The organism is Paenibacillus sp. FSL P2-0089, assembly GCF_038595095.1.
Classification (GTDB): Bacteria; Bacillota; Bacilli; order Paenibacillales; family Paenibacillaceae; genus Paenibacillus_AQ; species Paenibacillus_AQ silagei.
The window spans coordinates 6,937,261-6,956,157 of the sequence record NZ_CP152006.1 but is presented as its reverse complement, the minus strand read 5'-3'; the positions used below and the strand labels follow the sequence as shown (position 1 = coordinate 6,956,157).

Here is an 18,897-nt window from a genome sequence, read left to right as displayed (position 1 = left end):
CAGAGCTTTTTGACAGGAGCAATGTATTATCACTATCCATCATGGGGGAATCGAATATGCATACACAGGAAACGAAAGTGCTGGCAGCAGCAGATATGACATGGGAGCTTATGCCGAATCACATAGAGCTGTATCACCGGGAGATTGTCTCGGCAACGGAGGCGGACCGCCTGGGCATCCGCATGAGCTCGATTCTGTGGGAGAAGCTGGGGATCGGCGGCCAAGTCTTGCCGCATTATCATGATGTAGTCGAAATCATTCATATTACCGTAGGAGAGGTCAAGCTGCTATGTGACGGGGAGTGGTACAGCTACCGGGCCGGAGATACGTTCCATGTGCCTGCGGGCGTAGTCCATTCTGTCAGGAATACAGGGGATTCTCCTTCGGAGCAGATCAGTATTTTTGTACCGGCGGAGGCGGAGGTGCCATCCAACAGCTTCTTCGGCACTACACTAATCGAGGATATCTATTCTTCCAAGCTATAGTAAAGGCGGCGGAGCCATGGGCAGCAATGTAATTACCGGTTTGACCTGCAGCGATATCCTGCTGATTCCCGACCTGAAGGAAGCGGCCCTGCTGGCTGGGGCCGGGGGCCTTGGACGTTATATTAACCGGGTCAATGTAATGGAGGTTCCCGATGTCATTGACTGGGTCCGTCCGGGAGAGTTCCTGATTACAAGCGGCTTCCCCTTTCATAACCGGCCGGAGCTGATCGCCGAGATTATTCCCCAGCTGAACCAGAAGGGAGTGTCCGCGCTCGGGATCAAAACCAAACGTTATATCGATGAGATTCCGCCGAGGGCGTTGGAACTCGCGGATCAGCTGGGCTTCCCGATCTTCGAGCTGCCCGCCTCCACCTCCTTCTCCGATGTGGTCCGCGACATTATGGAGCGGGTGCTGGTGCAGGAGGCGCGGGAGCTCTCGCAGCTGCAGAGCCGGTTCCAGAAGCTGTCGAAGCAGCTTCTCCATGGCGACGGGATTGAGGATTTCCTGCTGACGCTGGACGGGATGCTGCATAATCCGGTCGTCCTGCTGGATGATACCGATCAGGTCTTCTGTTCTCCGCAGGCGGATGCGCTACAGCTGGAGGAGCAGCTTCCGGCCTGGATACAGCTTCGCCAGGAAGGCAGTCTCGGCATTACATTCCTCACAGTTGGAGAACGGCGTATCCGAGCTTATGTCTCGGCTGTCAATGACAAGGGAGCAGAGCAATGTCTGCTGGTGCTGCTGGAGTGGAACAGCGAGCTATCGGTAGTGGATCAGTTAACGATTGACCGGGTCGGTGTACTGGTCGGACTGGAGATGATCAATGCCGGGGCCCGCCGCGAGGTGGAGCTGAAGTATGTGGACCAGTTCCTGCAGGACTGGATCAGCGGCCGGATTGCCGCTGCCGAGGATCTGAAGCTGCGTGGCGCAGCCTGCGGCTGTCCGCTACCGGAGCGTCCGCTGCGTGCTGTAACCATCGGATGGCTGGAGGATAAGCCGGAGCTTAAGCAGCTGCAGCAGGTAGTGAAGCGGGTGCGTGCCCGGGCAGACCTTCAGCATGTGAAGCTCACCATCCTTGAAGGGGAGCTGGTGCTGACCGTGCCGGAGCAGCCGGAGCTTCCGCTGGAGGAGACGCTGGGTCGTCTGCTGGCCGAAATGAACCGGATAGTTGTCAGCGGGAGCTGCGCCTTCTGTATTGGCGATCTTGCGGACGGCCCTGATCAGGTGCGGTTCAGCTATGAATCCTCCCGCAAAATCGCCCGCATCCGCCAAATCAGCGGCTACAGCGGGTCTTATGTCGATTACCGGAAGCTGGGTGTCTTCCGGCTGCTGTACCATCTGCCCGAGCTGGAGGAGATCACCGAGTACAGGGATCAGTATATTGCTCCGCTGCTGGAGCACGACCGCAAGCATAATGCTTCGCTGCTCCAGACGCTCCAGCTGTATTTCAAATGCAACCGCAACGTCAAGCGGACCTCCGGCGAGCTGTTCACTCATTATAATACGGTCACCTACCGGATCGACCGGGCCTGTGAGCTGCTGGGATTAAGCCAGGATGACGGTGACGATATGCTGGAGCTGCAGCTTGCGCTGAAGCTGCATGAGATGGGCAAGGGCCGCAGGTCCGGCACCGATACGCAGAGAAGGAGATGAAGCCTGATGACAGCAATAACAGAATGGCCCGCGAAGCTGACAGCCGGCTGGCTGCGGGAACAGTATTTGAGCGGCACGCTGGACCCGGAGGAGGTTATCCGGGAGATCATCCGCCGCGCTGCGCGGGATAAGGACATGAACATCTGGATTGAAGCGCCCGCCGTGGCGCAGATCGCTCCCTACCTGGCAGCGCTCAAAGAGCTGAATCCGCAGGAGCATCCCTTGTGGGGCATTCCATTCGCGGTGAAGGATAACATCGATGTGAAGGGGCTGCCCACGACGGCGGCATGTCCTGAATTCGCTTATCAGCCGGAAGCCGACGCAGCGGTTGTAGCGAGATTGGTGGCTGCGGGGGCGATCCCTGTCGGCAAAAGCAATCTGGACCAGTTCGCCACCGGACTCGTCGGTGTGCGCAGCCCTTACGGCGAGACGCATAATGCCCTGCGTCCCGAATACATCAGCGGCGGCTCCAGCGCCGGTTCGGCGGTTGCTGTAGCCCGGGGCCAAGCGGTATTCAGCCTGGGCACTGATACCGCCGGCTCGGGCCGTGTGCCGGCCGCACTGAACGGGCTGGTCGGCTACAAGCCCAGCCTGGGCGCCTGGCCGGTGCGCGGCGTAGTGCCGGCGTGTGCCAGCCTGGATTGTGTCACCGTATTCGCGCACAATCTGGAGGATGCACTCACGGTGGACCGCGCAGCACGCGGCTTCGATGCAGCCGATCCGTGGTCACGTTCCGTGAAGCGGGAGGCTGCCGCTCTGCCCGGGAAGCTGCTGCTGCCGGAAGCGCCGTTGGACTTCTACGGGCCCCATGCGGACGAATACCGCCGGGCCTGGGAACGGGCCGAAGCGGCGGTTCAGGCGCTGGGGCTGCCGGTTGAACGGGTGGACTGTACGCTGTTCTCCGAAGCGGCAGCCATCCTGTACGACGGCCCCTGGGTAGCCGAACGCTGGGCGGATCTGGCCGGATTCGTAGAGAGTCACCGTGAAGCAGTGCTGCCGGTAACGGAGTCGATTCTCTCCTCCGGGGCCGCGGAGCGCCACACTGCTTCGAGCCTGTTCCAGGCCATGCACCGCTTGCAGCAGTATAAGCGGGAAGCGGAGCTGCTGCTGCGGGATGCGGTGCTGGTCCTGCCGACCTGCGGCGGAACCTGGATCCGGGAGCAGGTGGCTGCGAACCCGGTAGGGGCCAACTCCGATATGGGCCGCTACACCAATCACTGCAACCTGCTGGACCTGTCGGCGGTGGCAATTCCCGCCGGGGAAGCGGCGGGGAACCTGCCGTTCGGCATTACGCTGTTCGCTCTGGCGGACAGTGAGCATCTGCTTGCCGGAGCCGGGGCGCGGCTTCTGGCGGAGGGGAATGATGGTGAGAGTGGGGGGAGTGCTGCCGGGGCCGAGGCTCAACTTCTGGCAGAGCACCAATCGCTGGAGTCGGAAGCTGGCGGAGGTACTAGTGGTGCAGGTGGTACTGCTGGGGCTGACGTTGGTGAGGCCGGAGGGACTGGTGCTGCTACTAGCGCCGAACTACCAGCGTCCGGCATGGTTACACTTGCGGTCTGCGGGCTGCATATGCGCGGCTTCCCGCTGGAGAAGCAGATGCTGGAGCATGGCGCGCACTTCTGGCAGGAGGCGCGGACTGCTGCCTGTTATGAGCTGGTCAAGCTCCCTACCGTGCCGGCGAAGCCGGGTCTGCTGAGACAGGCGGCAGGGGGAAGCGCTATCGAGCTGGAGCTGTGGCAGATGCCGGTGGAATCGCTGGGCGCATTCGCCACGCTTATCCCGGCCCCGCTGGGTCTGGGACGGGTGGCGCTTGCCGATGGCCGCGAAGTGACGGGCTTCATCTGCGAAGGCTATGCCGCCGCCGGAGCTGAGAACGTTACAGCCTACGGGGGCTGGAGATACTTGCCTACAGATTAACTACCGTTTTAGGCATTTAGCTCTGAGTGCAGCAATGTACGCAGGTGAGATTTGGATATCCCATTTTGCGTCACCGGGATACTGTAGTAATTAGTTGGATTTTCTCCATTTGCTGCTGGTGGAATACCTCCTATGGGAACAGCAGATGGATAAACAACACTTATTTTGCTCGCTTTTAAGGGATTCCATAGAATTCGGCGGATTAGATGTACTTTATCCAACCGCTTCAGTCAAATCGGTTAGGTTGGCTGAATTAAGTGTCATTTTTCCAACTATTATTACTTTACGTCTGCCATCCAAGCTACTTTACCTGCGCGCATCCCATCCCGTCAACAAGTTGCAGAAATCCCAAAAAAGGACTCTCCCAAGCTTATAGCTTGTGGAAGAGTCCTTTTTGTATGAATTGGATGGCGCGTGCAGGCTGTGCCTTGACATGCTGTGGTACGGTGGAAAGGGCCGCATAATCGGCGCGTTCAATTTCTTCAAGAATCCGGTTCAGGTGGGAGAATACCGCACCGAGATCACGGAAGGCCGCGAGCGGGCATTGATCCTGCAGCTCCGAGAACCAGGCGAGCTGCACATCGCGGGCTCTTCTCAGACTCTCGGGGAGTGACCGTCCGCTGCATTCGGCATCCGATAGCGTCCGTGTGCCGTACAGGGCGATACAGTCTGCCGTTGCGGTTACAACCTCCAGCATCCAGTCGGCTGCGGCATAATGGGCCGGCAGCAGGGCGATCTCTTCGCTTATGGCTTTGACATAGGAGTGGACCTTGATGAGATGGGTGGTCGTCTGTGTCAGCTTGCCAATGTCCTTACGGCACTGGTAATGAGACAGCGTGTAATGCATCTCCTTCTGCAGCCGGTCGCTCTTCTTCAGCAGCTCGCCGGAGCTCTCAAGAGCAGCCTTGGCCTGTGCGGCATCCCGGCCGCTTGCAGCGAATCCGGTTAAGGCATCGGATAAGGTCAGGCTGCCCTTCAGCGCCAGGTCCTTGACCTTGACGAAGCTCTTGGGCGGCACGATAATCATATTGATGATGAGGGCAATCAGCACGCCGATCAGCGTCTCGGCGACTCTCCAGACGATATATTGGTCATGATAGAAGGTGAGTGCAAGCACCGAGGTGACGCCGACCTGCGAGACGGCCTGGATATTGATCCGGCAGGCTGTAGCCACCCCTATGCCGATCAGCAGCATCAGCAGGATCGACAGCGCGCCCACATCGAAGAACTTGCCTACGATCAGGCTGACGATGCCGCCGAGGACCACGCCGGTCATGCGGTAGACGCCTTTTTCAAGGGAGGCCTTGACACTGCTCTGGGTAATCAGAATCGCCGCCAGCGGCGCGAAGTACAGGTAATGGTCCCCGTAGATAATGTGCACAGCCAGCCACGAGAGCGAAGCGGCGAGCGTAATCCGTATCATATATAAGGATAATCCGAACTTTTCAAGGCGCTCCTGTAAGCCCTCGTTCATGTTTGTCATCTTCTTTCATGTAAATAGGAAAAATTTTATGGTTTTCATCCGTTTTCATTATAGCACCTCAAAACAGGCAGGAGGCGGGCAAGATTTTACGAACTTGTTAAGTTTTTGTGCGCGATTTCACAATGTAAGCTATCGCATATATTGCAGGATTCATTTATGCTATATATATTGAAGTCTGTCGAACCAAGGCAAGAATTGTCGCTTATCCGTGCTAAGCATGCTGCTGCCGGATTGTCTCCCGCAAGAAGCGGGTAAAATAGGTTGTACTACATAAGTAAGGGAGGTTGTTAGCTATAGCTACCCCGGAAGGCACTATTATTTCATTTGACCAGGTGATTAAGCAATACGACGACGAAGAGGCTGTACTCAAAGGCGTGAGCTTCGAAATTGAACGCGGTAAATTCTACACGCTGCTGGGCCCTTCGGGCTGCGGAAAAACGACCATTCTGCGTCTGATCGCCGGCTTCGCGGAGCCGACGGAAGGTTCGATTTATCTGAACGGCAAAATTATCAACCACATTCCCGCCAATGAGCGGCAGGTCAATACGGTGTTTCAGGACTATGCGCTGTTTCCGCATCTGAACGTATTCGAGAATGTGGCGTTTGGACTGCGCATCAAGAAGCTGAAGAAGGATGTTATTCAGCAAAAGGTGCAGGAAGCGCTGCGCTTCGTTAACCTGGTCGGCTATGATCAGCGGGCCATTAATGAAATGTCCGGCGGGCAGAGACAGCGTGTGGCCATTGCGCGCGCCATTGTCAACGAGCCGCAGGTGCTGCTGCTGGACGAGCCGCTCTCAGCGCTTGATCTGAAGCTGCGTACGGAGATGCAGTATATTCTGCGGGAGATGCAGCAGCGGCTGGGCATCACCTTCATCTTCGTCACCCATGACCAGGAAGAGGCGCTGGCGATGTCCGACTGGATCTTCGTCATGAACGGCGGCAAGATTGAGCAGAGCGGCACGCCTAATGATATCTACGATGAACCGATTAACCGGTTCGTGGCCGACTTCATCGGAGAGTCGAACATCGTGCCGGGTGTGATGATTGAGGACTATGTAGTGGAATTCAACGGTCACCGGTTCGAATGTGTCGATGCCGGTCTGCGGCAGAATGAAGCGGTGGAGATTGTCATCCGTCCCGAGGATCTGGAGATTGCTACAGTTGAGGCGGGTAAGCTGAAGGTGCGTGTAGATTCCCAGCTGTTCCGCGGAGTTCACTACGAGATCAGCTGCTATGACGGCTCCGGCCATGAATGGCTCGTCCATTCCACCCGTAAGGCGGAGGTTGGCTCCGAGATCGGGCTGTATTTTGACCCGGAAGCGATTCATGTTATGCGTTTCGGTGAAACGGAGGAGGAGTTCGACAAGCGTCTGGAGGCTTACGCCGAGGTGGAGAGCCATGATGACTAAGGGCAAGTCGTATTATCTCATCCCGTACTACCTGTGGATCGCGCTGTTTGTCATTGCGCCGGTGCTGCTGGTGGTCTACTATTCCCTGTTCGATCTGGAGGGGAAGCTGACGCTGAATAACTACGTCAATTTCTTCACACCGGTCTATATGAGAATGATGCTGAATTCGTTCTGGTACGCTTTTCTGATCACGGTGTTCTCGCTGCTGGTGGCTTATCCGGCCGCTTATCTGCTGACGCGAACGAAGCACAAGCAGCTCTGGCTGCTGCTGATTATTCTGCCGACCTGGATCAACCTGCTGCTTAAGACTTATGCCTTCATCGGGATCTTCGGCACCTTCGGCCCGGTCAATAATTTCTTTGATCTGATGGGGCTGGGTGGGCAGCAGATTCTGTTCACGGGCTTCAGCTTCGTGTTTGTGTCGGTCTATATTTTCATTCCATTCATGATTCTGCCGATCTTCAGTGCCCTGGATGAGATGAATCTGTCGCTGGTGGATGCCGCGCGCGATCTGGGTGCATCGGGATGGACAACGTTCCGGCGGGTGGTTTTTCCGCTGACGATCTCGGGTGTACGCTCCGGCTGCATGGCGGTATTCATTCCGGCGCTGTCGCTGTTCATGATTACGCGTCTGATTGCCGGGAACCGGGTGATTACGCTCGGCACCGCGATTGAGCAGCACTTCCTGGTCACACAGGATTGGGGTATGGGCTCCACCGTTGCGGTGTTCCTGATCGCCATTATGGCGCTGTTCATGATTCTGACCGGCGGCTCCCGGAAGGGGGTGCGCGGATGAAGAACAGACGCAGGGTTAAGAACAAGAACGGCATCGCCAATATCTATCTGGTGCTGGTCTTCCTGGTGCTGTACGCGCCGATCTTCTATCTGATGTACTACTCGTTCAACAGCGGCGGTACGATGCACAAGTTCGAAGGCTTCACGCTGGATTATTACCGTGAGGTAGTTGCTGATACCCGGCTGATGATTATTGTGATTAACACACTGGTCATCGCCCTTCTGTCATCGGCCATTGCGACCATCATAGCGGTAATCGGTGCGCTGGCGATCCATCATGTCCGCAGCCGCCGGGCCAAAAACACACTGCTCTCGCTGAACAATGTGCTAATTGTCAGCCCGGATGTCATTATCGGAGCCTCCTTCCTGATCCTGTTCACGATTGTCGGGATCAAGCTCGGCTTCACCTCCGTGCTGCTCTCGCATGTGGCGTTCAGCATTCCGATTGCGGTCATTATGATCCTGCCGCATCTGCAGGAGATGAGCCCGACCCTGACGGATGCCGCCCGGGATCTCGGCGCTACGCGCCGGGACGTGCTCACGAAGGTCATCCTGCCGATCATCAAGCCGGGAATCTTCAGCGGATTCTTCATGGCCCTGACCTATTCCCTGGATGATTTCGCAGTCACCTTCTTCGTCACGGGCAATGGCTATTCCACCCTGTCGGTGGAGATCTATTCCCGTGCCCGTCAGGGGGTCTCGCTGTCGATTAACGCGCTGTCGACGCTGATTTTCCTCTTCACAATTCTGCTGGTCATCGGTTATTACTACCTGAACCAGCGTAAAAGCCGCCCGGCGGCACAGATTGCCGAGCCGGTGGCCGAAGCGGGGGTGCCTAGATGAAGCAGCTAGTCAACACGTTCCTGGCGATTCTGATCGTCGCCTTCGGACTGATGTTCCTGGCCTCCCGGCTGAACTCGGCCCAGGGCTATTCTGGCGGCAACACGCTGACTATCTATAACTGGGGCGACTATGTGGACCCCGATCTCCTGAAGCAATTCCAGGAGGAGACCGGGATTACGGTCATCTACCAGACGTTCGATTCCAATGAAGCGATGCTGACCAAGGTAGAGCAGGGGGGTACGATCTTCGATGTTGTGATCCCCTCTGACTACGCGATCGCCAAGATGCGGGAAGAGAATCTGCTGCTGCCGCTGGATCACAGCAAGCTGCCGAATCTCGCCAACATCGATTCCAAGTTCATGAATCTGTCCTTCGATCCCGGTAACAAGTATTCGGTTCCTTATTTCTGGGGGACGGTGGGGATCATCTTCAACCCGGAGATGACGAAGGGCATCGATTTCAGCAGCTGGAATTCCTTATGGGACAAGCGGCTGAAGAATAATATCTTCCTCGTGGACGGAGCCCGTGAGGTCATGGGCATGGCGCTGAACAGCCTGCACTATTCCGTCAACGACACGAAGGAGGAGCATTTGCAGGAGGCGCTCGCGAAGCTGAACAAGCTGTCCCCAAATGTGAAGGCCATTGTGGGTGACGAGGTCAAAATGCTGCTCGCCAACGAAGAAGCGGCGGTCGGTATCGTCTGGTCCGGCGACGCTTCGGAGATCATGGATGACAACGACAAGCTGGACTTTGTCGTGCCGGAGGAAGGCTCGAACAAATGGTTCGACAACATGGTCATTCCGCGCACCGCCGGCAATGTCGAAGGCGCGCATAAGTTCATCAACTTCATGTTGCGGCCGGATGTGGCGGCCCAGAATACGGAATACGTCGGCTATTCCACGCCGAACGTTCCCGGCCTGAAGCTGCTGCCGGAGGGCATCTCCGGTGACGAGCGCTTCTACCCGCCCGCCGAGCTCACCGACCGGCTGGAGGTCTACGACAACCTCGGCAAGCGGATGCTTGCCCACTATAATGAGCTGTTCCTGATGTTTAAGATGAATAAGAAGTAGCTGGCGTAAGCGCCGGAAGAGTACAGAAGCCCCCTGCATGCGCGTATTGCGTAGGCGGGGGGCTTTTGCTTGCCAGGGGGTAAGGTGGAAGTGGGTGGCGGGAGTTGCATAGGGGATAGGAGCGGGACTATAACGGTGTGGAGGAATGGGGACTGACGAGGATTGAAAAAGTGGGGTGCTGGCGGCTGATGGTTTGATAGAGGATAAGAACGGTGTTGCCGATGCTTGTGGAGTAATCTATGTTGGTGGAATCGGGTTTTTGTGGCTGCGGAAACGGAAAATAGTTGGATTTTGTCCACCTGCTGATAAGTATTAATGGGTTGTGGGGGAGAGAGTTGGAAAAACAGCACTTAAATTTCCCCAGATCGTTCTATAGCGGCAAAACCAGGAGCAGCAGTTGCTGTTTTTCCACTTGTTGTCGAGTATTCCTTGGGAATAGCGAAATTAAGATGCGTTTTTCCAATTATTTGCCGAAGGCTAATTAAAATATTCCAGTACACCGCGCTTCAACTCATATCGTGCGGTTCGTTCCTGATTGCTGGTGGGAACCGGTACGAGCCAGCCCTTGTCAGATAGACTTCGCAAGGTGCGGACAGCGGTTCTGTAATCAATTGAGAAATGCTGCTTTACATCCTGCGGGCGAATAGGCCGGGCTAGATGAACGGTTAACCGGATGACCTCCTGCTCCATCAACTGTACGCGCGATACTGGGGTTGCCGCAGGCTGATATCTGCCCAGCACCATCCGCAGCAAGGTTATGCAGAGCTCGGGACGCTGTTCAACATCATCGTATGCGAAGGAAATCACATGATAGCCCATGGCGTACAGGAAGGTCTCGCGGTTCAGCTCGCCGCAGTATTTGTTGCGGTCCATATCACGTACATGCGAAGCATAGCCTTTGATTTCGATCAGCAGCTTTACGTATCCGGGCAGCCAAGCAAAGTCAGCGAAATAAGATCGTCCCCGCCAATCCATCACCTCATACTCCGGGTGAAGTCCGGTAAAATGTCCCCGCAAAGGCCACCATACATTCTTCAGGAACAGCACCTCGGCATGCCGATGCCCCCTTTCCAAGCGTGCTCTTCGTTCCCCCTCAGGTCTGCAATTCAAGTGTCCGCTGATAAATTGTTCATGTGCTTCTTCAAAAGTCATGCTCCTCATCCTCTCCGGAAAATAGAAAACGCCCCGGCTTCCCCATAAAGGGGTAACCGGGACGTTCTTCGTCTCGCTGGTATAAGTATAGGGTAAATGCTGGGGGAAAGCTAGAATGCAGCAAGAAGTGCGCCTAATTCATGCCGATTCGCATACGGATGGGTATCACTGCATAGAACTATAAGCTTGATGAAATGATGTTGCTTTTGAATTTCGTGCTGTTCTAATTAAAAGTTTGTATTTTTCCATTTCTTCTTCTCCTGCTGTATACCTGTATTGTTCAAATAGATCAACACAAGTAATGGCTATACTTTCGTTGTTGATTTTAGCGGAGGATTCCAGGTTTCGCAGTACATTCGTAAACTTCTCATAATACTTATTGTGAAGGTAATAGGCTGCTAATTCAGCAAGAAAGCGGGCATGCTTGTCTGCCATAACTTGTTGATTATATTCTCCAAATACCGATTTATAGGTGCGGTAAGGGATGTGCTCAGAGAAGCGTTCCAGAATATCATCCACATTCCAATTATACCGGTTCGCTGACTTAACAATATGGTACATAGCCGTAAATATCTCGTCTGGCTGCTTAGAGATATACTCCACATAATCAGGCAATACCTCTAGCTGTCCATCAAGCAGACGATATAGGAAGATATTTGCCTTCCCCCACTCCCTGAACTGGGCTAATGTCCGAGCTGCTTTATCATCCTTCTCTTGTATCCAGCTACAATCCGTATAGAGGGGGACGCGCTCAATCGCTGATTTGTAATCCCCGTATTCCATACAAATACTTGAGAGGTGGAGCTGAGCATTTAGAATATATAAATACAGCGGACTTGAAGGTGATCTTTCGTTGTCCGGTTTACGTTTTGAGCGGAGCTGGAGATCGTAACGGAGGGTAGCCAGCTCAAGCATTTTCTCGGCAAGCTCGTTCACCTTGGACCACTTTTGCAGAGAGTAGTAGACATCCAGCAGGTCTTTCAATCCGTCCAGCTGATCCGCTTCATTCAGCCGGTCGATGAAGCATTCGAACAGGATGGCTACCCGCAGATTACTGCTCTGGTCATCACCGAGGCCAATCCGGAACAAGCGATATTGGCATATTGCCAGCCGTTCGGAATTCTGATATTTCTCACTCGTGCTCACATTCTCATACAATAATGCTGCTGCGTGCCACAATCCCTGCTCGAACAATCCTTCTGCAACTTCGAATAGCATAGGGGCATAGACCAGATTCTCCAGCAGGTTCCTAACTACCTGTTCAACACAGTCAAGACGGCCGAGCGCCGCTGAACGCACAAGAAACGGCCGCAAGCGCCGCCAGGTGGGAGCCGAATGATGAAAGCATTCGTCCACGTATAAGGTATAGAAGTAGTCCTCCGGCAGGCCCATACCCCGGGTAATACGCTCCAGATGATCCATGGCAATCGGTTGACGGTCTTTAACGACACGGCTGAGTGTGCCGGAATTAATTCCTGAAGAGATGGCAAACTGATTAATGGACAGGCCCTGATTAGACAAATATGCGGTTACCTGATCGCGAATCGTGGTTGTGGACTTCATATAACACCACCTGACCTAATCCCAGTAATTAGATTTTTATTTCATTGGTGTAATAATATGTGATAATATTCCAATGGTCAATAGAGCGGATTAGTAGATACAGTGAACAAAAGGAAGGGCAGACATGGAATGTCCCTGGTTAAGTCTTCCGAGACATTGAAACGCCCCGGTTCCTTTGCGGGGATAACTGGGGCGCGTTCTTGATTCTACTTGTACTATTTAGACAGGAGCTTGGTTGCTAACGGGGATGGTTACTTCACAGCGGTCCGCATCCGGTAGCTAACCGGTACCTGCAAGGTCCGGCCCTGGAAGAACTCCTCTACCTGTGCCGAGAATTCGGCGATGTCCTGCACAAGTGAGGCCGGGCTGAGCTTCAGGAGGGACTGGACGCCGCCCTGGCTGAGGGCCAGCCCGATATAGCGCTGTGCATCGCAAGATTCTGTGTTATGAAAAACAATTTCGCGCGCGTACGTAAACCGTCCGCTGGCTTTAATCCGGTTCAAATGACCTTCCTTGTCCCATTTGCTGGCCTGGTCGGCACCGGGCTGAAGCTCCGCAAGCAGGGCATCCGAAGCCGCAATCAGCCGGTTGTAACGGGCTTCAATAGCGGGCTGCAGCACCAGAGGCCAGTCACAGTCGTAGGCGGCAAAGACTCCGCCGGGCCGCAGACAACGGGTGATTTCCTGAAGAGTGCTGTCCGGGTCCATCCAGTGGAACGACTGGGAGCAGGTGATAATGTCCACACTCTCCGTATCGAAAGGAAGCTGGTTGGAGTAGCCCTGCACAAAAGACAGGTTATCCGCTCCGCTGCCGAGAAGACGGAGCTTGTCCTGAGCCTTGCCCAGCATATCCGGGTTTGGCTCCACTCCGGTCACTGCATTGGCGGCATCCTTCCACAGAAAGGTGGACAGGCCGGTGCCGCAGCCAATATCTGCAACATGGGCAGGACGGTGGCCCAGGTAACTGGTGAGCAGTTCAATCACCATCGGCGGCGCTTCCGGCCGGTAACGGTCGTAGTCATTTTGGTACCCCAAAAAACGGTCGATATTAGCCTTGCTGTTGCCTGAAGGAATCATAGGAATGGCCTCCTCGCTATAGGTAGCTAAGTGTAGGATAAGTTAGTCATGCCTGCTGTTCAAAAGGAACGGAGGGTCATGAAGCTCCCCCTGCTAACGCAAAAGCGCCGGATCAACCACAGGCACAAGCCCTTCGGCAGCAGCCCGGTTCAGCAGTGCAGAGATGGCCGCATAGCCGTCCTCGCCAAGGCTCATCGTAAATTCATTGACGTACAGATCTATATGCGATTTGGCCACTTCCGGCGATAGCTCCTGGGCGTGGCTTAGCACGTATTCCTGGCAGTCCAGAGGATGGTCCCAGGCATACTGGAGTGAGCTGCGAATCCAGCCCGTAATGGCTTCAGGGTCCAGATCGCGGCGGGCAATAATCGCACCGAGCGGAATAGGCAAGCCGGTATCGCTCTCCCACCAGCTCCCGAGGTCAGTCAGCAGGTTGAGATTGTAAGACGGGTAAGTGAAGCGGGCTTCGTGGATGACGAGTCCGGCATCGATCTCTCCCTTCTGTACGGCAGGCATGATCTCATCAAAAGGCATAACGACGATCTCGGCCGGACCGCCCTGCACCTGCTGGGCTACCCAAAGACGGAACAGCAGGTATGCCGTAGAGCGTTCGCTCGGGACGGCAATTCTGCGGCCGGACAGCTCGCGCGGATGTTTGATGGCGCCTGCGCCTTTGCGGGTTAGTACAAGCGGGCCGCAGCCCCGTCCCAGCGCACCGCCGCAAGGGAGCAGCTTGTACTTGTCCAGCACCCAGGGAAGGGCGGCGTAGGAAATCTTGAGCACCTCAGGCCCGGCGCCGTCTGCTGCAAGCCCGTTCGTAATATCGATATCGGCAAACATTACATCCAGCTTGGGTGCGCCGGGAATCAGGCCATGCGCCCAGGCATGAAAGACAAAGGTATCGTTAGGACAAGGGGAATAAGCAATATGAAGCTCTTGTGTCATTAGAGCACCTCCCATAAAATAGCCGCTGCCGCTGCCAGAGCGTCGAGCGCTTCATTGATCTTCCACGCGGCCCGGTCGCGCGGGCCGACCGGGTTCGAGATCGCGCGCAGCTCCAGCGCCGCGATTCCCAGCGCCTGGGCGGCCACGGCGACCCCGTGGCCTTCCATCGCCTCCGCCGCCGCCTCCGGGTGGCGTGCGGCCAGAGCCGCGGCCGTCCCGGCGGTGCCGGTCGCGGTGGACACGGTAAGCACAGTACCTGTGCTTACCGTAAGGCCGGCCGCTGCCAGCGCGGCCGCAAGGGCCTGTACCGTGCCGCCCGGCGCAGGCACGGACACGCTGCCGAAGCCGAGCTCGGCAGCGCTGCGGAAGCCCTCCGGCGTCTCTGCGCCGAGGGCCGCGTCCCGCATCTCGCTGGCGACGACCAGCGAGCCTACGGGTGCGCGTCGCGGGAAGCCGCCGCCGATCCCGGCGCTGACGACGCAGCCGTACGAGCCGGCTGCCAGGGCGGCGGCGGTGCCCGCCGCTGCCGCAGCGGGGCCGGCGCCCGCCGCGATGACGTCGAACCTGCGGCTGCCGGCGAGGCCGCGCAGGACCGCCTCGCGCTCAGCCGCGACTGCCGTCACGATCAGCACGCGCGGCGCGGGGGCTTCTCCCGCCGCAGCACTGCGCGCGGCGGCCCCGGAATGATGATGAGCCTTCGATTCCATAATCAGCCTCCTTTTGTAGCCTTGGTATAAGTTAGGATAGGATTCATTTGAAGTATTAGGAATATCCAATAAGTTGCTTGCTAAGAGCCGTTTGCTTCGGTGTATACTCACCTTTTGAAAGTCTACGCCGTTTTAGAGAACAAATCAAATATGCGGAGCGGGAGATAGATGGATTTTGTCCACTTGCTGATGAACGAATAAACCCTGCTAAAACAGCAGCTGGATAAAAGGCACTTAATTAAGGATGATCCGCCCAAAGTGGCGAAATTCAGCTCTATTAGATGTAGATTTTCCACTTGCTTATTGCGGGAGTTGGAGGGGGTGATTGTTGCGCGGGTTGGGGGGGATTTACCCGCAGAGGTTAGCTTTTTTGTAAGAATTAGGCTTCACATGACCGCAGCATAGAGCGATCCTTCCTTGCGCCGGGCGGAATGAAAATTAATTCACCTCCCGCGCTTGACAGACTGCTTCCGATAACGTATATTTATCTTAACTTAAAGATAATTAACTTGAAGATAAATGCAGCGGGTCAGGAGGTGTACCAAATGAGCAGCAAGAATAAGACAGCAGGAACAGAGACAGATACTACGCTGGAGCAGGATCAGGCAGCATCGCTTAAGTTGTTCGTCGTTCTGTCGAAGGCGTACAAGAGCCTGATGGATCAGGCGGTGAAGGATATGAAGAGTCACGGGCTGGCCTCGGCGGAATTTATGGTGCTGGAGGTGCTGTATCATAGAAACCGGATTCCACTTCAGCAGATTGGCGAGAAGATCCTGGTCACCAGCGGCAGCATCACCTACAATATCGACAAGCTGGAGAAGCGGGGACTGCTGAAGCGCGTTCCTTGCGAGGATGACCGCCGTGTTACGTATGCCGAGATTACGGAGGCGGGACGGGAGCTGTTTGATGATATTTTCCCGCAGCATGTCGATTCTATACACAGCCTGATGGGCGGACTGGACAGCGAAGAGAAGACTCAGGCGACGCTGCTGCTGAAGAAGCTGGGCAAGGGCATATAGAAGGGAGTCCGTAGCAGCCCGGCAGCGGTAAGGTTGTCTGCTTGTTAGCAAGCTGAATGAAGATAATAATAGCTCAGCAATTTTTTTAGCCAATATCTTAAGGTTAAGATAATTAAAATCAAGAGAATGGAGAGTGTTTAAAATGGTTAGTGTAGGTTTATTGTTGATGAGATTGGTGATTGGTGTAGTGTTCATCGGGCATGGCGCACAGAAGCTGTTCGGCTGGTTTGGCGGATATGGGCCGAAGGGAACAGGCGGCTGGATGGAGTCGATTGGCATTAAGCCCGGCGTGCGTATGGCGGTGCTGGCAGGTCTGATGGAGCTGGTCGGAGGCCTGCTGTTCACTCTGGGTCTGCTGACTCCGGTGGCTGCGGTGCTGATTGCGGCAACGATGCTCGGTGCCATTGTGAAGGTTCATGCTCCTAACGGATTCTGGTCCACGGCGAACGGGATTGAGTTTCCTTTAACGGTGCTGGTAGTCGCTGTAGGTATAGCGCTGACAGGCGCGGGTTCGATTTCACTAGACGCAATATTCTTCAATTAAAATAAGCGCATCATCATCACAACTATCAGGAGGGTTCACTCATGACTATGCATACTGCAGGGATTCATCATGTTACCGCTTTTGTTGGAGACGCTCAGCGTAATGCTGATTTCTATGCCGGAATTCTGGGCCTGCGGCTCGTCAAAAAAACCATCAATTTCGACGCCCCCGAGGTCTACCACCTCTACTTCGGCAATGAGCAGGGTGCGCCGGGTACGATCATCACATTCTTCCCTTGGGCTCATGGCCGCAAAGGCAGAATCGGCGGAGGACAGGTCGGTGTGACCACTTATGCTGTACCAGCCGGCTCTTTCGGATTCTGGGAGCAGCGGCTGGCCGCTTACCAGATTCCTGTGACTAAGGTTACCCGGATTGGCGAGTCGTATCTCTCTTTCGCGGATTTTGATGGGCTGCGGATTGAACTGGTAGAGCGGGAAGAGGGTGCGCTGAGCACCTGGTCGTTCGGCGGCGTTCCGGTAGAGCATGCGGTTAAAGGCTTCGGAGGTGCTGTCCTCTACAGCACGGCCCCGGACCGGACAGCGGATACACTCTCCCGCACCCTGGGAATGGAGCGTATCGCTGAAGGGGACGGCTACATCCGCTACAGAGCTTCAGGCAATATCGGCAATATTATTGATCTGAAGGCCACTCCGGTTCCGCAGGGCGGCGGCGGTACAGGTACCGTTCACCATATTGCTTGGCGGGCCGCAGATGACAAAGAGCAGCTGGAGTGGGGACGCCGGGTTCAGAGTCACGGCTACCAGCCGACTCCGGTGCAGGACCGCCAGTACTTCAATGCCATCTACTTCCGGGAAGAAGGCGGAATTCTGTTCGAGATTGCAACCGATCCTCCGGGCTTTGCCCGTGATGAAGCACCGGAGGCGCTGGGGCAGAAGCTGATGCTTCCGGCTTGGTTTGAGCCGCAGCGTGCGGCGATTGAAGCGAATCTAAGCCCGTTTGAAATCCGTGAACTGGAGGTGAAGCCGGTATGATTCATGTATTTGAGCAAGGTACGGACCTAACCCAGCCAACACTGGTTTTATTCCACGGCACAGGCGGCAACGAGCGTGATCTGCTGCCGCTAGCAGAGCTGCTGGCACCCGGAGCCTCTGTGCTGGGCATCCGCGGCAACGTACTGGAGAATGGCATGCCCCGCTTTTTCCGGCGGCTGGCGGAGGGGATTTTCGATGAGGAGGATCTGATCTTCCGCACCCATGAGGTGAAGCAGTTCCTGGAGGAAGCGGCTGCAAAATATGGCTTCGATGCCGGTAATCTGGTGGCTGTCGGCTATTCCAACGGTGCGAACATCGCAGGCAGCCTGCTCTTCCATTACGGAGCCCTCTTCCGGGCGGCAGTGCTGCTGCATCCGATGGTTCCGCTGCGCGGCCTGGCGATTCCTTCGCTGCAAGGGGTTCCGGTCTTTATCGGGGCAGGGACCAATGATCCGATTATCCGCTCCGAGGAGACCCGGGAGCTGGAAGCACTGTTAAGCGGCGCCGGGGCAGAGGTTACCTCGCACTGGGGCCATCAGGGGCACCGCCTGAGCGCCGCCGAGGCGGAGGCGGCAAGAGATTGGCTGGCCGCTCTTACAAATTCTGTGAAGTAATAACAGCACCACCCGAGATAACCGCCTGCGGGCCTGCCGATCACCGAGAGGATTGGCGGCTACGGCAGGCGGTTTTTTGTTGCACTTGAATTGATGCTTATCGTCTATTGTGTGCTGGCGGTGGGTAGGGGACGGACAGGATGTAAGCGAAAAACCGAACACAATGGGCAGAGTTGGGGGTGTGCGGGCTGCGAATGTTGCACTTCGTGCAGGATTTGCGCGCAGGCCGCTCCTATCTAGCTGCATTGTTGCACTTCGTGCAGGACTTTTCTAAATTTGTTACTGGCTATGGCGCATTGTTGCATCTTTTGCAGGAATTCTGGCGATTTGGGGCAAGTTAGGGCTGCGAATGTTGCATTTCGTGCAGGATTTGCTGATAAGCCGCCCGACTTGAGCAACATTGTTGTATTTTCTGCAGGATTTCCATGCAGGCCTGCCGAGCCACTCCTCCTAAGCCACACCAATCAAGCCGCCTATCAAACCCGATTTTATCAGACAGCACCTACTCATCTGCACCCTCTGCATCAGTCCCCCAAATTTCACCGGCCACCCGCTGCCGCACTTTCCCCCCCAACCAGAAATTCATTGAACATTCCGGCGGTAATCGGTAGTATGGAGAAATATATAAA

The 18,897-nt window shown here is 55.7% G+C and carries 17 protein-coding genes; 11 read left to right on the top strand and 6 right to left on the bottom strand.

Annotated features, from left to right (window positions below):
* The first annotated feature begins 56 nt into the window (after positions 1-56).
* Genes NST69_RS29565 through atzF form a run of 3 tightly spaced genes read left to right on the top strand, consistent with a single transcriptional unit; the run spans position 57 to position 4,056 of the window.
* Positions 57-485, top strand: coding sequence for a cupin domain-containing protein (locus NST69_RS29565; protein WP_036728136.1), 429 nt, complete (start codon positions 57-59; stop codon positions 483-485).
* A 16-nt stretch (positions 486-501) separates the two neighbouring features.
* Positions 502-2,139, top strand: a complete 1,638-nt coding sequence (locus tag NST69_RS29560) for a PucR family transcriptional regulator ligand-binding domain-containing protein (protein ID WP_342547862.1) — start codon at positions 502-504, stop codon at positions 2,137-2,139.
* Positions 2,140-2,145: 6 nt separating this feature from the next.
* Entirely contained in the window at positions 2,146-4,056 is a 1,911-nt protein-coding gene (gene atzF, locus NST69_RS29555; protein WP_342547861.1) for an allophanate hydrolase, read from the top strand.
* A gap of 370 nt (positions 4,057-4,426) precedes the next feature.
* On the opposite strand, the gene NST69_RS29550 is transcribed toward atzF, so the two are convergent.
* A complete protein-coding gene (locus NST69_RS29550) occupies positions 4,427-5,530 on the bottom strand; it encodes an FUSC family protein (protein ID WP_051478252.1) in 1,104 nt (367 codons plus the stop codon).
* A 293-nt stretch (positions 5,531-5,823) separates the two neighbouring features.
* Here NST69_RS29550 and NST69_RS29545 point away from each other — a divergent pair, with 293 nt between their 5' ends.
* The 4 genes from NST69_RS29545 to NST69_RS29530 are packed head-to-tail and all read left to right on the top strand — an operon-like array spanning position 5,824 to position 9,656.
* Positions 5,824-6,948: an ABC transporter ATP-binding protein gene (locus tag NST69_RS29545; protein WP_342547859.1), complete on the top strand. Its 1,125-nt coding sequence runs from the start codon at positions 5,824-5,826 to the stop codon at positions 6,946-6,948.
* Positions 6,938-7,744 carry an ABC transporter permease gene (locus NST69_RS29540; RefSeq protein WP_342547858.1) on the top strand — a complete coding sequence of 269 codons (807 nt, stop codon included), beginning with the start codon at positions 6,938-6,940 and terminating at the stop codon, positions 7,742-7,744. The genes NST69_RS29545 and NST69_RS29540 overlap by 11 nt, the downstream gene beginning before the upstream one ends.
* Positions 7,741-8,586 carry an ABC transporter permease gene (locus tag NST69_RS29535; protein WP_036728153.1) on the top strand — a complete coding sequence of 282 codons (846 nt, stop codon included), beginning with the start codon at positions 7,741-7,743 and terminating at the stop codon, positions 8,584-8,586. The genes NST69_RS29540 and NST69_RS29535 overlap by 4 nt, the downstream gene beginning before the upstream one ends.
* Positions 8,583-9,656 carry an ABC transporter substrate-binding protein gene (locus NST69_RS29530; protein WP_342547856.1) on the top strand — a complete coding sequence of 358 codons (1,074 nt, stop codon included), beginning with the start codon at positions 8,583-8,585 and terminating at the stop codon, positions 9,654-9,656. Before NST69_RS29535 ends, NST69_RS29530 begins: the two co-directional genes overlap by 4 nt.
* 477 nt (positions 9,657-10,133) lie before the next feature.
* Here the strand turns inward: NST69_RS29530 and NST69_RS29525 are convergent, their stop codons facing one another.
* The 5 genes from NST69_RS29525 to NST69_RS29505 form a co-directional block, all read right to left on the bottom strand.
* Positions 10,134-10,730 carry a hypothetical protein gene (locus NST69_RS29525; RefSeq protein WP_342547855.1) on the bottom strand — a complete coding sequence of 199 codons (597 nt, stop codon included), beginning with the start codon at positions 10,728-10,730 and terminating at the stop codon, positions 10,134-10,136.
* A gap of 243 nt (positions 10,731-10,973) precedes the next feature.
* Positions 10,974-12,371: a helix-turn-helix transcriptional regulator gene (locus NST69_RS29520; RefSeq protein WP_339311941.1), complete on the bottom strand. Its 1,398-nt coding sequence runs from the start codon at positions 12,369-12,371 to the stop codon at positions 10,974-10,976.
* A gap of 251 nt (positions 12,372-12,622) precedes the next feature.
* Entirely contained in the window at positions 12,623-13,447 is an 825-nt protein-coding gene (locus tag NST69_RS29515) for a class I SAM-dependent methyltransferase (protein WP_342547853.1), read from the bottom strand.
* Positions 13,448-13,540: 93 nt separating this feature from the next.
* Positions 13,541-14,392 carry a 1,4-dihydroxy-6-naphthoate synthase gene (locus NST69_RS29510; RefSeq protein ID WP_342547852.1) on the bottom strand — a complete coding sequence of 284 codons (852 nt, stop codon included), beginning with the start codon at positions 14,390-14,392 and terminating at the stop codon, positions 13,541-13,543.
* The gene (locus NST69_RS29505; protein WP_342547851.1) at positions 14,392-15,099 is read right to left on the bottom strand and encodes a futalosine hydrolase; all 708 of its coding nucleotides are present in this window, start codon (positions 15,097-15,099) and stop codon (positions 14,392-14,394) included. The genes NST69_RS29510 and NST69_RS29505 overlap by 1 nt, the downstream gene beginning before the upstream one ends.
* A 545-nt stretch (positions 15,100-15,644) precedes the next feature.
* Here NST69_RS29505 and NST69_RS29500 point away from each other — a divergent pair.
* From NST69_RS29500 to NST69_RS29485, 4 genes are all read left to right on the top strand, one after another.
* Entirely contained in the window at positions 15,645-16,118 is a 474-nt protein-coding gene (locus NST69_RS29500; protein ID WP_342547850.1) for a MarR family transcriptional regulator, read from the top strand.
* Between the two features lie 142 nt (positions 16,119-16,260).
* Positions 16,261-16,662 (top strand): DoxX family protein, encoded by a 402-nt coding sequence (locus NST69_RS29495; protein ID WP_209868637.1) that lies wholly within the window; start codon positions 16,261-16,263, stop codon positions 16,660-16,662.
* A 41-nt stretch (positions 16,663-16,703) separates the two neighbouring features.
* Positions 16,704-17,654: a ring-cleaving dioxygenase gene (locus NST69_RS29490; protein WP_155991603.1), complete on the top strand. Its 951-nt coding sequence runs from the start codon at positions 16,704-16,706 to the stop codon at positions 17,652-17,654.
* The gene (locus NST69_RS29485; RefSeq protein WP_342547849.1) at positions 17,651-18,268 is read left to right on the top strand and encodes an alpha/beta hydrolase; all 618 of its coding nucleotides are present in this window, start codon (positions 17,651-17,653) and stop codon (positions 18,266-18,268) included. Before NST69_RS29490 ends, NST69_RS29485 begins: the two co-directional genes overlap by 4 nt.
* Positions 18,269-18,897: the final 629 nt, after the last annotated feature.

Excerpts from the sequence above, each read along its gene's own strand:
- NST69_RS29535 (WP_036728153.1), top strand. The coding sequence starts at position 7,741 with ATGAAGAACAGACGCAGGGTTAAGAACAAGAACGGCATCGCCAATATC.
- NST69_RS29500 (WP_342547850.1), top strand. The coding sequence starts at position 15,645 with ATGAGCAGCAAGAATAAGACAGCAGGAACAGAGACAGATACTACGCTG.
- NST69_RS29495 (WP_209868637.1), top strand. The coding sequence starts at position 16,261 with ATGGTTAGTGTAGGTTTATTGTTGATGAGATTGGTGATTGGTGTAGTG.
- NST69_RS29540 (WP_342547858.1), top strand. The coding sequence starts at position 6,938 with ATGATGACTAAGGGCAAGTCGTATTATCTCATCCCGTACTACCTGTGG.
- atzF (WP_342547861.1), top strand. The coding sequence starts at position 2,146 with ATGACAGCAATAACAGAATGGCCCGCGAAGCTGACAGCCGGCTGGCTG.
- NST69_RS29530 (WP_342547856.1), top strand. The coding sequence starts at position 8,583 with ATGAAGCAGCTAGTCAACACGTTCCTGGCGATTCTGATCGTCGCCTTC.
- NST69_RS29560 (WP_342547862.1), top strand. The coding sequence starts at position 502 with ATGGGCAGCAATGTAATTACCGGTTTGACCTGCAGCGATATCCTGCTG.
- NST69_RS29510 (WP_342547852.1), bottom strand. The coding sequence starts at position 14,392 with ATGACACAAGAGCTTCATATTGCTTATTCCCCTTGTCCTAACGATACC.
- NST69_RS29490 (WP_155991603.1), top strand. The coding sequence starts at position 16,704 with ATGACTATGCATACTGCAGGGATTCATCATGTTACCGCTTTTGTTGGA.
- NST69_RS29515 (WP_342547853.1), bottom strand. The coding sequence starts at position 13,447 with ATGATTCCTTCAGGCAACAGCAAGGCTAATATCGACCGTTTTTTGGGG.
- NST69_RS29550 (WP_051478252.1), bottom strand. The coding sequence starts at position 5,530 with ATGAACGAGGGCTTACAGGAGCGCCTTGAAAAGTTCGGATTATCCTTA.
- NST69_RS29485 (WP_342547849.1), top strand. The coding sequence starts at position 17,651 with ATGATTCATGTATTTGAGCAAGGTACGGACCTAACCCAGCCAACACTG.
- NST69_RS29505 (WP_342547851.1), bottom strand. The coding sequence starts at position 15,099 with ATGGAATCGAAGGCTCATCATCATTCCGGGGCCGCCGCGCGCAGTGCT.
- NST69_RS29565 (WP_036728136.1), top strand. The coding sequence starts at position 57 with ATGCATACACAGGAAACGAAAGTGCTGGCAGCAGCAGATATGACATGG.
- NST69_RS29520 (WP_339311941.1), bottom strand. The coding sequence starts at position 12,371 with ATGAAGTCCACAACCACGATTCGCGATCAGGTAACCGCATATTTGTCT.